14 protein-coding genes and 1 pseudogene are annotated in these 12,752 nt (G+C 63.5%); 6 read left to right on the forward strand and 9 right to left on the reverse strand.

What is annotated here, in order from left to right; genetic code table 11:
- Positions 1-10: 10 nt before the first annotated feature.
- On the forward strand, positions 11-793 hold the full coding sequence (locus YUA_RS0125645) for a molybdopterin-dependent oxidoreductase (RefSeq protein ID WP_027533268.1): 783 nt from the start codon (positions 11-13) through the stop codon (positions 791-793).
- Between the two features lie 111 nt (positions 794-904).
- Here the strand turns inward: YUA_RS0125645 and YUA_RS0125650 are convergent, their stop codons facing one another.
- The gene (locus YUA_RS0125650) at positions 905-2,104 is read right to left on the reverse strand and encodes a YbfB/YjiJ family MFS transporter (protein WP_027533269.1); all 1,200 of its coding nucleotides are present in this window, start codon (positions 2,102-2,104) and stop codon (positions 905-907) included.
- Between the two features lie 131 nt (positions 2,105-2,235).
- Between YUA_RS0125650 and leuB the strand changes: the two genes are divergently transcribed.
- On the forward strand, positions 2,236-3,348 hold the full coding sequence (leuB, locus tag YUA_RS0125655) for a 3-isopropylmalate dehydrogenase (RefSeq protein ID WP_027533270.1): 1,113 nt from the start codon (positions 2,236-2,238) through the stop codon (positions 3,346-3,348).
- A 121-nt stretch (positions 3,349-3,469) separates the two neighbouring features.
- On the forward strand, positions 3,470-4,108 hold the full coding sequence (locus tag YUA_RS0125660) for a DapH/DapD/GlmU-related protein (RefSeq protein ID WP_027533271.1): 639 nt from the start codon (positions 3,470-3,472) through the stop codon (positions 4,106-4,108).
- A 72-nt stretch (positions 4,109-4,180) separates the two neighbouring features.
- On the opposite strand, the gene YUA_RS0125665 is transcribed toward YUA_RS0125660, so the two are convergent.
- Both YUA_RS0125665 and YUA_RS0125670 read right to left on the reverse strand, forming a co-directional pair.
- Positions 4,181-4,582, reverse strand: coding sequence for a hypothetical protein (locus tag YUA_RS0125665; RefSeq protein ID WP_027533272.1), 402 nt, complete (start codon positions 4,580-4,582; stop codon positions 4,181-4,183).
- 156 nt (positions 4,583-4,738) lie between these two features.
- A complete protein-coding gene (locus YUA_RS0125670) occupies positions 4,739-5,527 on the reverse strand; it encodes a hypothetical protein (RefSeq protein ID WP_027533273.1) in 789 nt (262 codons plus the stop codon).
- Between the two features lie 116 nt (positions 5,528-5,643).
- Here YUA_RS0125670 and YUA_RS0125675 point away from each other — a divergent pair, with 116 nt between their 5' ends.
- Complete coding sequence (locus YUA_RS0125675; protein WP_027533274.1) at positions 5,644-6,678, forward strand: aspartate-semialdehyde dehydrogenase; 1,035 nt, start codon at positions 5,644-5,646, stop codon at positions 6,676-6,678.
- 114 nt (positions 6,679-6,792) lie between these two features.
- Here YUA_RS0125675 and YUA_RS0125680 read toward each other — a convergent pair whose 3' ends face one another.
- The gene (locus YUA_RS0125680; protein WP_027533275.1) at positions 6,793-7,437 is read right to left on the reverse strand and encodes a carbonic anhydrase; all 645 of its coding nucleotides are present in this window, start codon (positions 7,435-7,437) and stop codon (positions 6,793-6,795) included.
- Between the two features lie 98 nt (positions 7,438-7,535).
- Between YUA_RS0125680 and YUA_RS0125685 the strand changes: the two genes are divergently transcribed.
- A complete protein-coding gene (locus YUA_RS0125685; protein ID WP_027533276.1) occupies positions 7,536-8,417 on the forward strand; it encodes a CoA ester lyase in 882 nt (293 codons plus the stop codon).
- Positions 8,418-8,534: 117 nt separating this feature from the next.
- On the opposite strand, the gene YUA_RS0125690 is transcribed toward YUA_RS0125685, so the two are convergent.
- Positions 8,535-9,347 (reverse strand): Crp/Fnr family transcriptional regulator, encoded by an 813-nt coding sequence (locus YUA_RS0125690; RefSeq protein WP_027533277.1) that lies wholly within the window; start codon positions 9,345-9,347, stop codon positions 8,535-8,537.
- Between the two features lie 219 nt (positions 9,348-9,566).
- Here YUA_RS0125690 and YUA_RS50225 point away from each other — a divergent pair.
- A pseudogene (locus YUA_RS50225) lies at positions 9,567-9,719 on the forward strand (CoA ester lyase); the annotation flags it as partial.
- Here YUA_RS50225 and YUA_RS0125700 read toward each other — a convergent pair.
- The 4 genes from YUA_RS0125700 to leuD all read right to left on the reverse strand — a co-directional run bounded on the left by YUA_RS0125700 (position 9,716) and on the right by leuD (position 12,749).
- On the reverse strand, positions 9,716-10,537 hold the full coding sequence (locus tag YUA_RS0125700) for an LssY C-terminal domain-containing protein (protein WP_027533278.1): 822 nt from the start codon (positions 10,535-10,537) through the stop codon (positions 9,716-9,718). The pseudogene YUA_RS50225 and the gene YUA_RS0125700 sit on opposite strands and share 4 nt — an antisense overlap.
- A gap of 86 nt (positions 10,538-10,623) precedes the next feature.
- Complete coding sequence (locus YUA_RS0125705) at positions 10,624-11,043, reverse strand: DUF6455 family protein (RefSeq protein WP_027533279.1); 420 nt, start codon at positions 11,041-11,043, stop codon at positions 10,624-10,626.
- A 233-nt stretch (positions 11,044-11,276) separates the two neighbouring features.
- Positions 11,277-12,062 (reverse strand): hypothetical protein, encoded by a 786-nt coding sequence (locus YUA_RS0125710; protein WP_027533280.1) that lies wholly within the window; start codon positions 12,060-12,062, stop codon positions 11,277-11,279.
- 81 nt (positions 12,063-12,143) lie between these two features.
- The gene (leuD, locus tag YUA_RS0125715) at positions 12,144-12,749 is read right to left on the reverse strand and encodes a 3-isopropylmalate dehydratase small subunit (RefSeq protein ID WP_027533281.1); all 606 of its coding nucleotides are present in this window, start codon (positions 12,747-12,749) and stop codon (positions 12,144-12,146) included.
- Positions 12,750-12,752: the final 3 nt, after the last annotated feature.

Here is a 12,752-nt window from a genome sequence, read left to right on the forward strand (position 1 = left end):
GAGAAGAACCATGGCCAAGCGTTCATTCCTGATCTCCGGCGTCGACAAGCGGCTGCTGATCAAGGACTCCATCAAGACGATGCCGGATGTCATCCGCCGCCGCTTCATCGCAGGCGGCGCCAGCCTCGGCGCGCTGACCTTGCTCACCGGTTGCGACGTGGTCGACTCGTCCTCGGCCGAGGCGTTGCTGGCAAAAGTCTCGAAATTCAACGACGCCGTGCAGGATTTCATCTTCAATCCCGATGCACTGGCGCCGACGTTTCCCGAGAGCGCGATTACAAAACCGTTCCCGTTCAACGCCTATTACGATCTCGACGACGCGCCCGATGTCGATGGCGACGACTGGAAGCTCGAAGTGCGCGGCCTCGTCGATAACAAGAAGTCCTGGACGCTGCCGGAGCTCTACAAGCTGCCGCAGTTCACGCAAGTGACCCGCCACATCTGCGTCGAGGGCTGGAGCGCGATCGGCAGCTGGACCGGCACGCCCTTGCGCGATTTCCTGAAACTGATCGGCGCCGACATGCGCGCGAAATACGTCTGGTTCCAGTGCGCCGACAAGGACGGCTACAACTCGCCCTTGGACATGCGCACCGCGCTGCATCCGCAGACCCAGATGACGTTCAAATACGCCAACGAGATTTTGCCGCGCGCCTATGGTTTCCCGATGAAGATCCGGGTGCCGACAAAACTCGGCTTCAAGAACCCGAAATACGTGGTCTCGATGGAAGTCACCAACGACTACAAGGGCGGCTATTGGGAAGACCAGGGGTATAATTCGTTCAGCGGGAGCTGACCGTCGTCCCGGCGAAAGCTGCCGTAGGGTGGGCAAAGCGGAGCGTGCCCACCAGCACTGTGTCCGCGGCGGCGGTCATGGTGGGCACGGCGCTGCGCGCCTTTGCCCACCCTACGGCACCGAGTTCTTCGGCCCGGCCTTCCGCTGGCACAACGCCGCCACCGCTCCCAGCGCTAACAACGCCGCCGAAACATTCAGCGCGTAACTCAGACTCCCTAGCGCATCGGTGATGGCGCCGACCACGATCGGCCCGAGCGTCTGCCCCACGCCGAACGAGATCGTCATCGCGGCGATCGCACGCGGCCACATTTCGGGCGGATAGTTGAAGCGCACGAAGGCGGTGGTCGAGCCGACGACGGCGAAGAAGGCGACGCCGAACACCACCGCGGAGGTCGCAAGCCACGCGGTCGAATGTCCGAGCATCGGCAGGCCGGCGCCGATCGCGTTGGTGCCGAGGATGATCGCGGTGGCGAGACCGCCGCGGTCGAGCGCGAGCACGCGACGCCAGGCCCAGGGCGTCACGAACGCACTCATGCCGATCAAGCCCCAGAATCCCGCTTGCGCCGCCGCCCCGCCACCGCCGTCGCGGACATAGGCGATCATGAAGGTCATGTAGGCGATGTAGCCGGCGCCAAACAGGAAGTAGGCGGCGAGATAGATCAGCACGGGACGGATCGCGAAGGCGTCGTGGCTACCTTCTGAAAAACGCGCGCCGCTCTCGATGCGCACCAAAAACAGCGGCACCGTCATCGCGGCCGACAGCAGTGTCATCGCCCACCACACGATCCACCACGAGCCGGGCCCGAAATGCTGCAGCGTGAACGGTGCGATCAGGCCTGAGGAGAGAATGCCGACACCCGGGCCGGCGTAGAACAGGCTGAGCAGGAAATTGGCCCGCGCGGGGCGCGATTGCGCGATGCTCGCAGCCAGCGCGCCGCCGGCGACGAAGCCGGCCGCGGCCCCCAGGCCCAGCACGAGGCGCGCCAGGCTCAGTGCGATGAAATTGCCTGTCAGCGCGCAGGTCGCAAGTGCTGCGACGCAGGCCACGGTTCCGCCGCGGATCGCTGCCGACCAGCCGACGCGCTGGATCAGCCGGGACGCCACCAGTGCGCCGACGAGGTAGCCGACGGCGTTGATGGTGTTCATGAAACCGGCCGCAGAGTAGGACCAGCCGAGATCCTCCCGCATATCAGGCAGCACCAGCGCATAGGCAAAGCGGCCAATGCCGAGCCCGACCGTCGCGGCCAGCGACAGGGTCAGGATCAGCCGCGCGGGATGTGCGTCGGGCGGTGGGCGGTTTGGGGCGTGCAAAGGGTACTCCAACCTGCGCAGTGTGGCAGGCCCCGCCCGGCTTGCACAGCCGCGCGGCGGCAATGGTGTCTTGCCAAGCGCGCAACGCCGCTCTAGCACTCCGGCCGAATTCGATCTCAGAGGAAACGACCATGGCGACCCATAAATTGCTGCTGCTCCCCGGCGACGGTATCGGCCCCGAGGTGATGGGCGAGGTGAAGCGGCTGATCGATTGGCTCAATTCGGCCGGGATCGCCAAATTCGAGACCGATACCGGCTTGGTCGGCGGTTCGGCCTATGACGCCCACAAGGTCTCGATCTCCGAGGGCGACATGGCCAAGGCGATGGATGCCGACGCCATCATCTTCGGCGCGGTCGGCGGCCCGAAGTGGGATGCGGTTCCTTACGAGGTGCGCCCCGAAGCCGGCCTGCTGCGCCTGCGCAAGGATCTCGCTTTGTTCGCCAACCTCCGTCCCGCCGTCTGCTACCCGGCGCTGGCCGATGCGTCGAGCCTGAAGCGCGAGGCGGTCGAAGGTCTCGACATCGTCATCGTGCGCGAGCTCACCGGCGGCGTCTATTTCGGCGAGCCCAAGACCATCACCGATCTCGGCAACGGCCAGAAGCGCGCCATCGATACCCAGGTCTACGACACCTATGAGATCGAGCGCATCGGCCGCGTTGCCTTCGAGCTTGCCAGGAAGCGCAAGAACAAGGTGACGTCGATGGAGAAGCGCAACGTCATGAAGTCGGGCGTGCTCTGGAACGAGGTCATGACCCAGGTCCACAAGCGCGAATACCCTGATGTCACGCTCGAGCACCAGCTTGCTGACTCCGGCGGCATGATGCTGGTGAAGGCGCCGAAGCAGTTCGACGTCATCGTCACCGACAATCTGTTCGGCGACATGCTCTCCGACATCGCGGCGATGCTGACCGGTTCGCTCGGCATGCTGCCCTCGGCCTCGCTCGGCGAGGTCGACGTCAAGAGCAAGAAGCGCAAGGCGCTGTACGAGCCCGTGCACGGTTCGGCGCCTGATATCGCAGGCCAAGGCCTCGCCAATCCTATCGCGATGATCTCATCGTTCGGCATGGCGCTGCGCTATTCCTTCGACATGGGCGCGCTCGCCGACAAGGTCGACGCCGCGATCGCCGCGGTGCTCGCCAGCGGTCTGCGCACCGCCGACATCAAGTCGGAAGGCACGACCGCCGCCTCGACCACGCAGATGGGCGAAGCGATCCTGAAGGAATTGCAGAAGCTGCACGCGTAAGGCTTGCGCCGCTATCGTAGGGTGGGCAAAGCGAAGCGTGCCCACCATTTCGATCGCGATTGGAGAGAGATGATGGGCACGGCGCTTCGCGCCTATGCCCACGAAATCCGGGAGCCGCTCCATGGACGCCTCGCATCGCCCCAAGATCGCGGAAACCATCATCCATGACACGGTGCGCCAGCGCGAGGCGCAGATCGGGCGGCGCTGCGAGATCCTGAGCCACACGCGCATCGAATATGCCTCGCTCGGCGACTATTCTTATCTCGGCGAGAATTGCGACGTCGCCGATGCCGTGATCGGCAAATTCACCGCCATCGCCAATTCGGTGCGGATCGGCGCGCCCAACCATCCGATGGGCCGTCCGTCCCAGCATCGGTTTACCTATGTCCCTGAGTATTACGACGCGACAGCGAGCCGCGACCGCGACTTCTTCGCGGACCGCCGCGGCGACCGCGTCATCGTCGGCCATGATGTCTGGATCGGTCACGCCGCGATCCTGCTGCCGGGCGTGACCGTCGGTGACGGTGCGGTGATTGCCGCAGGCGCAGTCGTCAGCCGCGATGTGCCGCCCTACACCATCGTCGGCGGCGTTCCCGCGCGCGCCATCCGCAAGCGCTTTGATGATGCTGTTGCTGAGAGCCTGCGCCGTATCGCCTGGTGGGATTGGCCCGACGAGTTGATCTTCGAACGCCTGAGCGATTTCCGCTCCGAGGCGATCGAAGACTTTTGCAGGCGCTACGACCCGGCGCCCAACGCGTGAAGCGGAAGCATCTCGCACACAACAAAAAGGCCGGGCGTGAGCCCGGCCTTTTGATTCGGTCGTGACGTCCGCTCAGTACAGCGGGAAGTTCTGCGGATAGCCGCCGACATCCGCCGGCGTCGCGAGCGGCTGGCGATCGATCGGGCGGTTGAGGTTTTCGCGGGCGAAGGACGGATAGCCCACCGCCGGCGGGAAGGCGTAGTCGGAAAACTTGCGGTCGCCCGGATTGACCTCGGTGCCGCCGTCGAGCCAGGAGCGCTTGCTCACATAGATACGGGTGCGGCCCTGCTGGTAGACCGCGTTGGGGCCGCTCGGGCCGTAAACGGGCCGGCCGCGATCGTCATAGCGCTGCTTGGTCTTGGTGTCGGCCGACGCCGGCGCAGCGAAGGCCATCGCAACCACGGCGCCTGCGGCAAGCCAGCCAGCCAGTTTGTTTGCGGCCAATTTCTTTGCGCAAGTGAAATTCGAGCTCATCACGTCCCCTTCAGGCGGCAAGCCGCCAGTCGATTTCACCCCATACTAGCCCGGCCGGGGTGGGTGCAACTAGGTCAATTCAGTCACACCGCGCCGGAATAATCGTGCGCGCCGGCAAAAGCTGCATGAATACCAGCTACTTGAGCTTGATGCCGGTCAAAGCGCGCCGCGCAATTGCGCGTTCGCGGCGCCCAGCAGCCAGTCCGCCGCGGCTCCGGCGTCGCAGGAGCGGCGCTTCAGCTCTGCATGGGCGAACAATTCCGCGAGCTTCGGCTCGTTACCCGAGGTGAGCAACGTCAGCCGGTTCAGCGTGCAGGCGATCGCCGCGCGCCGGGCCGGCATTGTATCGCCCTGGCAAGAGAAGCCGGAGATCTGCAGCGCCGGCTCCTCGTTGCGCTTGAGATAACCCAGGCACGCCGGTGTCCCGTCCGCCGTGCCGGTCGGCCGGAACAGGGCGACGGGGCCGAATTTGGTATCGATAAGGCCGGCCTGCTCGAGTGCGGTGGCTGCACCCAGGCCCATCTGGATAGCGAGGCCAGCGGTCGCCGGACGGGTCACGTCGAATTCGCTGCCTTCCCGGTAGATCTCGAGCTCGGCCACAGGCTTGTCGGCGTCGCCGGTCCAGCGCATCACGTCGCGCCGGCCACCTTCGGGATGCCGCAGGATAGTGTAAGAGACTGTTTTTTCTGATGAATCAAGCCGATTGAGCGTAAAGGCCGGATGCGACCGGTCCGCGACAGCCCAGCCCGGCCTCGAAGCGGGCTCGTCGTCGCGCAAATCCGGCAGCTGGCCGAGCCCAGCAAGCGCAAGGATGGCAAACAGCGCGAGCGCCCCCACATAGGCGAACAGGTGCGCCAGCGTGCCGACGACCTCGTCGGCGAAATTGGCGAGCGCCAGATGGATCTGGGTGGGGGTTGCGGCCGTGCTGGCCTCAGGCGACTGCATCCACGGCCTTCAGGCATGGTCCAACGTTGTCTTGAGGCCGGTTCTCGCATAGAAGCGCTGCTCTTCCTGTTTAAGCGTCAGCTTCAGGAACGGGCTTTTTCATCGGAGAGTGAACGATGGGTTACAAAGTCGCAGTCGTCGGCGCGACCGGCAATGTCGGACGGGAAATGCTCAACATTCTGGATGAGCGCAAATTCCCGGCGGATGAGGTCGTGGCCCTGGCGTCACGCCGCAGTGTCGGCGTCGAGGTCTCCTATGGCGACCGCACTTTGAAAGTCAAAGCGCTCGAGCATTACGATTTCTCCGACGTCGATATCTGCCTGATGTCGGCGGGCGGCGAGGCGTCGAAGGAATGGTCGCCGAAGATCGGTGCCGCCGGCACGGTCGTGATCGACAATTCTTCCGCCTGGCGCATGGATCCGGACGTCCCGCTGATCGTGCCTGAGGTGAACGCCGACGCAGCGGCGGGCTTCAAGAAGAAGAACATTATCGCCAACCCGAACTGCTCGACCGCGCAGCTCGTGGTCGCGCTGAAGCCGCTGCATGACAAGGCGAAGATCAAGCGCGTCGTGGTTTCGACCTATCAGTCGGTGTCGGGCGCCGGCAAGGATGCGATGGACGAATTGTTCTCGCAGACCAAGGCCGTCTACACCAACCAGGAGCTGGTCAACAAGAAATTCCCGACGCGCATCGCCTTCAACGTCATCCCCCAGATCGATGTCTTCATGGAGGACGGCTACACCAAGGAAGAGTGGAAGATGATGGCGGAGACCAAGAAGATTCTTGATCCCAAGATCAAGCTCTCCGCGACCTGCGTGCGCGTGCCGGTGTTCGTCGGCCATTCCGAGGCCGTCAACATCGAGTTCGAGGATCCGATCAGTGCGGACGAAGCGCGCGACATCCTGCGCAAGGCGCCGGGTTGCCTCGTCATCGACAAGCACGAGCCCGGCGGCTACGCCACGCCGTATGAAGCGGCCGGCGAGGATGCGACCTACATCAGCCGCATCCGCGAGGATGCGACGGTGGAGAACGGTCTCGTGCTGTGGTGCGTGTCGGACAATCTGCGCAAGGGTGCCGCGCTCAACGCGATCCAGATCGCGGAAGTGCTGATCAACCGCAAGCTGATAGCCGCGAAGAAGAAGGCGGCGTAAGCCGCGCTGCCGTAGGGTGGGCAAAGGCGCGAAGCGCCGTGCCCACCATCCTGCTGCGATTGGTTTAGAAGTGGTGGGCACGCTTCGCTTTGCCCACCCTACAAGAGCGGCGAACTACACCACGCTCCGCGCGCTCTTGAATTCCTTGCCCGCCTGGTCCAGCACGAACAGCGTTCCCTCCGCGACGCCGAAATAGGCGCCGTGCAGTTGCATCTGGCCGCTCTCGACTGCCTTGCGCACGAACGGAAACGTCATCAGGTTTTCCAGGCTGCGAAACACCGCGGCCTTCTCGATGCGCTCGACGAATTGCGCCATGGTCTCGTGGTTGCGCTGTTCGACCACTTCGCCCGGCTTGATGAACATCTGCATCCATTTGCCGATGAAGTCGCCGGGCGTCAGCGGCTCGATCTTGTCGACGAAGGCACGGATGCCGCCGCATTGCGCGTGACCGAGCACCACGATGTGCTTCACGTTCAGCACCGTCACGGCATATTCCAGCGCGGCCGAAACGCCGTGCGCGTTGCCATCGGGCTGATACACCGGCACCAGATTGGCGATGTTGCGGACCACGAACAATTCGCCCGGGCCGACGTCAAAAATGGTTTCCGGCGCGACACGGCTATCGCAGCAGCCGATCACCATCACTTCCGGGAACTGTCCCTTCACCGACAGCTCGCGATAGCGGTTCTGCTCGGCCGGCAACCGCTGAGTGGCGAAGGCGTTGTAACCTTCCAGCAAATGCTTCGGGAATGTGATCATGGCCTATGCCTAATCATATACCGCAGAGACGAACAAGCCTTTCGAATAGGCAGGCCAAGTGCTATCGCTCGCCCGAGCAAACCGGAAGGAACGCCAGCATGACCCGCCCGCGCCGCAGCCATCTGTTCATGCCCGGCTCCAACCCCCGCGCGCTGGAAAAGGCACGCAATCTCGCCGCCGACGGCCTGATTCTGGACCTCGAAGATTCCGTCGCCCCCGACGCCAAGGCGGTGGCGCGTGACGGCATCGCTGCCGCGATCGCGGCCAAAGGGTTCGGCAAGCGCGAGATCCTGATCCGGACCAACGCGCTCGACACGCAATGGTGGGCCGATGACGTGGCGATGGCTGCCAGGGCGTCGCCCGACGGCATCCTGGTTCCGAAAGTGTCAAGCATCGAGGATCTCCAGACCATTGGCCACCACCTCGCCGAACTCGGCGCCGCGCCGACCGTGAAAGTCTGGGCCATGATCGAGACCGCGCGTGCGGTGCTGCATGCCGAGGAGCTCGCAACGGCCGGCCGCGATCCGAAGACGCGCCTCTCTGGTTTCGTGTTCGGCCCAAATGACATCTCGCGCGAGACGCGGATCAAGATGATGCCCGGCCGTGCCGCGATGATCCCGATGATCACCCATTGCATCCTGGCGACGCGCGCCGCCGGCCTCGAAATCCTCGACGGCCCCTACAGCGACATCAACAATTCCGACGGCTTCGCCACCGAATGCGCGCAGGGTCGCGATCTCGGCTTCGACGGCAAGACGCTGATCCATCCGTCGCAGATCGACGCCTGCAACGCGATCTTCACGCCGCCCGAGGAAGAGGTCGCGCGCGCGCGAAAAATCATCGCCGCGTTCGAGCTGCCGGAAAACGTCTCCCGCGGCGCGATCCGCCTTGATGGCGCGATGGTGGAGCGCCTCCACGCCGACATGGCAAGGCGCACGATCGAGATCGCGGATGCGATTGCGGCGATGAGCAGGGGCTGAGGCATCAACTCGAGAGAGCGATAGCCGCTTTTCTGCGCCAAGATCGCAACGGCTGTAAGGTCATTCCGTCGATCGAGTGCAGTCCAGCACCGTCACCGCGATTTCAGGCTTTGCTCTCTATTTTCCCGCCCGAAAAACGGCTCTGGATTCACCACCCGCTCCGTCGGACGCGACGATGGCGCTTTCCCGGAATGGCGCATGGCCAGGCTGCGGCGCCGCCAATTCCTGGCAATACATCCGATCGATCTTGCGCTGCATGAGCGCATAACAATCGCACGCGACCTTCTCGAGCCGGGCTCGATCGATCTCTACAAACCCGCGCCGGTCGGACGGGACGGCGCCGGCCTCGCGTAGCTTGCCCATCGTCAGAGTCACGGTTGTCCGTCGCACCCCAAGCAATTGCGCAAGCGCCTCGTGGGTCACCGGAAGCAGGTTGTCGGGAACGCGGTCGTGAAGCTGCAGGAGCCACCGCGCCATGCGGCCATCCACCCGGTGCAGCGCGTTGCAGGCGGCTACGTGCTGGAGCTGCAACAACACCGCGCGGGCGTGAACCTGCACGACATTCCTGATGGCTGCGCTTTGCGCATAGGCAGCCCGAAATTTGGCGGCGGAAATCAGCGATGCTGTGCCGGCCATGCGAGCAATCGCGGTCACGGAAGAAAGCGACGGGCCGAGCACGGAAAACGAGGCCAAAGCGCCTTCCCGCCCCATCAAGGTGGTTGCGACCGTTTGCCCGTCGGGCATATCGAGCATGAAGGCGATTGCGCCGCTATGGGGAAAATAAACCGGGTCGAGCTCATCGCCCGACCGCACCAGGACGGCATCGGGCTCGAACGCGACCTTCTGGAAGTAGGGCGTGAGCAAGCCGAGATCCGCCGGCGGCAACGCCGCCAGTAGCCGATTCCCGATGCCAGCGCGGTGCGCGGTCACGATGCTTTCTTGTGAACGAGCACCCGATGAACCACGGTATCCATCTATTTCATTTGCCATGATTATCCGAAATACGAACGGCCGAACGGCAACTATCCAAACAGAGCAATGCGTCGCGATCAAGCACGGATAATTGCGGAGACCTCAGCAGCGTCCTCGCCGCGCAAACAGGATCTTCCATAAATCATACTATTCACGATCTTTGCCGCTCGGCGAGGTGCCCACGAGGTGATCGCCGCATTCGATCTGCCGGAGAACGTCTCGCGCGGTGCGATCCGGCTCGATGGCGTAATGGTAGAACGCCTGCACGCCGACATGGCGAAGCGCACGATCGAGATCGCGGATGCGATCGCAGCGATGGGGAAGGGTTAGGGCCCGCTTGGAGCTTGTGTGGCAATGCCACGCCACACGGCATCTTTCAGGGCGATGAGAGAAGGCGGTGGGATGGTCGGCGGATCGGCAGGTCCATTTGCCGCTCCTGGCACCAGGACGGCAACATGGATCTCGCCGTCGGTGTAGTAGGGGTCGCCACCACCATTTCGGCCGAACAGCGTCGGGCCTATGCCCGAGATCTGAAAGAATTTGCTGACGACGTTTGCCTTGCGCAGGTCGGTCATCACGAGATCCCGCTCGGCATCGATGTTGGCATCGATATGATGGGTGACTTGTCCTGTGTCGTGGCTCAGTCCGACACCCCGGTCGAAGGTTGCCGAGCCGAGCCAGACCGGACGACCGTCGTCGCCTTTCTCGAGAGCCTTCCAGAACCGAACGTGATTCCGTCGATCCGCACTGCGCCCTGCGGGCTTCTCGAAAGCGTATTGCTCCTTCTTTCCCAGATAGTAGAGCGGGCTGACGGGAGCGTTGTGATAGGGGCGATCCAGCACCACGCTCCCGACGATCTCGACACTCGAACGCAGGGTCACGGCATCGGCCGCAAACCATCCGGCCGCATTCATGGCGCGGACAATGTCTTCGTCGTTACCGACGATTCCAACGTTGAGGGGGTCACCAGGGATATCGTCCGATGTCCTGGTGAGCATCGGCAACGAAGCAAGTCCGGCTTCGTGCTCGTGGTGGATCCACAGCATGGGCACAAGGAAGTACGCTAGCGCCAGATACGCGAGCAGCAAGATTGCCAAACGGAAAAACCACCGCCGCTTCTTCGTCCCGTTCTCCGCTGAGTTGGTCACTCGGTATCGCTCGGGGCCAAAATGCTCACCACCATACCTATCCAGCACCCGGCTACAACGCCATTCAGGATATCTGGGTCAGAGCCTCAGTGCGGCGCGATTTCGGCGCGGTCGAGCGATTCCAGCGTCGCGGCGTTGCCGCAATAGCCCGGGTAGTTTTCAGCGGCCGCGCCGGTGACGAGCTCGAGATTGCAGCGTGCCTTCTGCTGGCACAACGAGCAGACCCGCTCCATGTCGCGCAGTAGCAGCGGTTGTGCGCGCTGCAGGAGGCCGCTGTCGATGCCGAGCCGGTCGAGCATTTGCGGCAGTTCGTCGGCCGCGTGCCGGCCGTGGCGGACCAGTTCTTCCAGATCGTCCGGGGCGATCCTGAGATCGTTCGCGATCCGGTCGAAATCGGAGCGATCGAGCTGCCGCAATTCGCTCAGCTCGCGGCGGTGCTTCAGCCAATTCGCGAAGGACTCGATGAGGTCCTGGACGATGGGATAAGGCCTGCTTGCGGTGCTCATTGCGAAGCTCCATTGGACTGTGCGATGGGGAGCGAGACTAGGTACAATGGTGCAGGAGCGCGTTGCGCTGGATCAAATTAAGGATAAGCGAAGGTAATTGCTCTCGTGCCCCGGACGCGGCGCAGCACGCAGTGATGCGCTGCAGAGCCGGGGCCCATGCCGTGGCATTACTGGGTCCCGGCTCTGCGGAGCGGCGCTACGCGCCGCACCGCGTCCGGGACACGAGAGGAGAGTTACGCAAACCGCTCCGCCGCCCACGCATAAAGGCTGCCGGGTATCGGCTTCTCGCCGCCACGGCCCTTGGGCGAGATGTGCAGGCCGATGATGTCGGGGTCGGTGACGAGGCCGAGATAGCTCGAGGGATCGAAGAACAGCTTTGGCTCGGCATGCACGGCGTAGAACGACTGCTTCGGCAGGGCATTGTGCAATTCGCCGGTGCGGCGGGCGAGCGCGGTTAGTGCCGCCGGCCCGAAGATCGCGACGCGAATATCAGAAAGACGGTTCGAGCCGCCGCGCAGGCGGCGCATCATGAAGGTGATGCGATGGCGCACCGACAGCCAGTTCGGCGTCAGTTCCTCCTGCTCCATCAGCTCCTCGAAGGCGGCAACGATGCCGTGCTCGGGCGGCAGATAGATCACGGAATTGCCGAGCTGGCGCGGCCGCTCCCAGGCGAAATAGGGCTTTGCCCGATCGATCTCGGCGGGCTTGAGCAGCAGCACGTCGGCATCGAGCCAGAGGCCGAGGCCCTTGGCCATCAGCTTCATGCGGAAGAAATCGCTGAACTGCAGCGTGGTCCAGTCGCGCCAGCTTCCATCCGGCTGCGGCGGCCGTAGCCGTTCGGAGAACGCGTGCGGCAGGATCGCCTCGGCATCCGCATTGCCGACGCCCGCCGGAAGGCCCGGAATGGTGTCAAAACTGTAGACCGTGACCTTGTGGCCGGCAGCCAGCTGCGAGCGCAGACAGGTCTGGCGCAGCGCGTCCATCGGGCCATGCCAGAAGGTGACGATCTCGGGCAGCATCAGACAACGCTATAAGCGATAACGAAGGCAAAGAAAAAGCCCCGGCGCCTTGGACGCCGGGGCTCGAACGAAAATCTGAACTCAAGCCCAGGCGCGTTCGTGCTTGAGCTTTTCCTCATAGGTGTCGATCGAGGCCTTCTTCTCCATCGTGAGACCGATGTCGTCGAGGCCGTTGATCAGGCAGTGCTTGCGGAACGGATCGATCTCGAACTTGACCTTGCCGCCATCGGGACCGCGGATCTCCTGGTTCGGCAGGTCGATCGTCAGCGTCGCGTTGGCGCCGCGCTCGGCGTCGTCGAACAGCTTGTCGAGGTCTTCCTGGGAGACGCGGATCGGCAGAATGCCGTTCTTGAAACAGTTATTGTAGAAGATGTCGCCGAACGAGGTCGAGATCACGCAGCGGATGCCGAAGTCAAGCAGCGCCCAGGGCGCATGCTCGCGGCTCGAGCCGCAGCCGAAATTGTCGCCGGCGACCAGCACCTTCGAATTGCGATAGGCGGGCTGGTTGAGGACGAAATCCGGATTCTCGCTGCCGTCGTCCATGTAGCGCTGCTCGGAGAAGAGCCCCTTGCCAAGGCCGGTGCGCTTGATGGTCTTGAGGTACTGCTTCGGAATGATCATGTCGGTGTCGACATTGATGATCTTCAGCGGCGCCGCGACGCCTTCCAGCGTGGTGAACTTGTCCATGGT

The sequence above is a fragment of the Bradyrhizobium sp. WSM3983 genome (assembly GCF_000473045.1).
In the GTDB taxonomy this organism is placed as follows: Bacteria; Pseudomonadota; Alphaproteobacteria; order Rhizobiales; family Xanthobacteraceae; genus Bradyrhizobium.

Excerpts from the sequence above, each read along its gene's own strand:
- leuB (WP_027533270.1), top strand. The coding sequence starts at position 2,236 with ATGGCGACCCATAAATTGCTGCTGCTCCCCGGCGACGGTATCGGCCCC.
- YUA_RS0125710 (WP_027533280.1), bottom strand. The coding sequence starts at position 12,062 with ATGCTGCCCGAGATCGTCACCTTCTGGCATGGCCCGATGGACGCGCTG.
- leuD (WP_027533281.1), bottom strand. The coding sequence starts at position 12,749 with ATGGACAAGTTCACCACGCTGGAAGGCGTCGCGGCGCCGCTGAAGATC.
- YUA_RS0125645 (WP_027533268.1), top strand. The coding sequence starts at position 11 with ATGGCCAAGCGTTCATTCCTGATCTCCGGCGTCGACAAGCGGCTGCTG.
- YUA_RS0125675 (WP_027533274.1), top strand. The coding sequence starts at position 5,644 with ATGGGTTACAAAGTCGCAGTCGTCGGCGCGACCGGCAATGTCGGACGG.
- YUA_RS0125680 (WP_027533275.1), bottom strand. The coding sequence starts at position 7,437 with ATGATCACATTCCCGAAGCATTTGCTGGAAGGTTACAACGCCTTCGCC.
- YUA_RS0125665 (WP_027533272.1), bottom strand. The coding sequence starts at position 4,582 with ATGAGCTCGAATTTCACTTGCGCAAAGAAATTGGCCGCAAACAAACTG.
- YUA_RS0125705 (WP_027533279.1), bottom strand. The coding sequence starts at position 11,043 with ATGAGCACCGCAAGCAGGCCTTATCCCATCGTCCAGGACCTCATCGAG.
- YUA_RS0125660 (WP_027533271.1), top strand. The coding sequence starts at position 3,470 with ATGGACGCCTCGCATCGCCCCAAGATCGCGGAAACCATCATCCATGAC.
- YUA_RS0125685 (WP_027533276.1), top strand. The coding sequence starts at position 7,536 with ATGACCCGCCCGCGCCGCAGCCATCTGTTCATGCCCGGCTCCAACCCC.
- YUA_RS0125670 (WP_027533273.1), bottom strand. The coding sequence starts at position 5,527 with ATGCAGTCGCCTGAGGCCAGCACGGCCGCAACCCCCACCCAGATCCAT.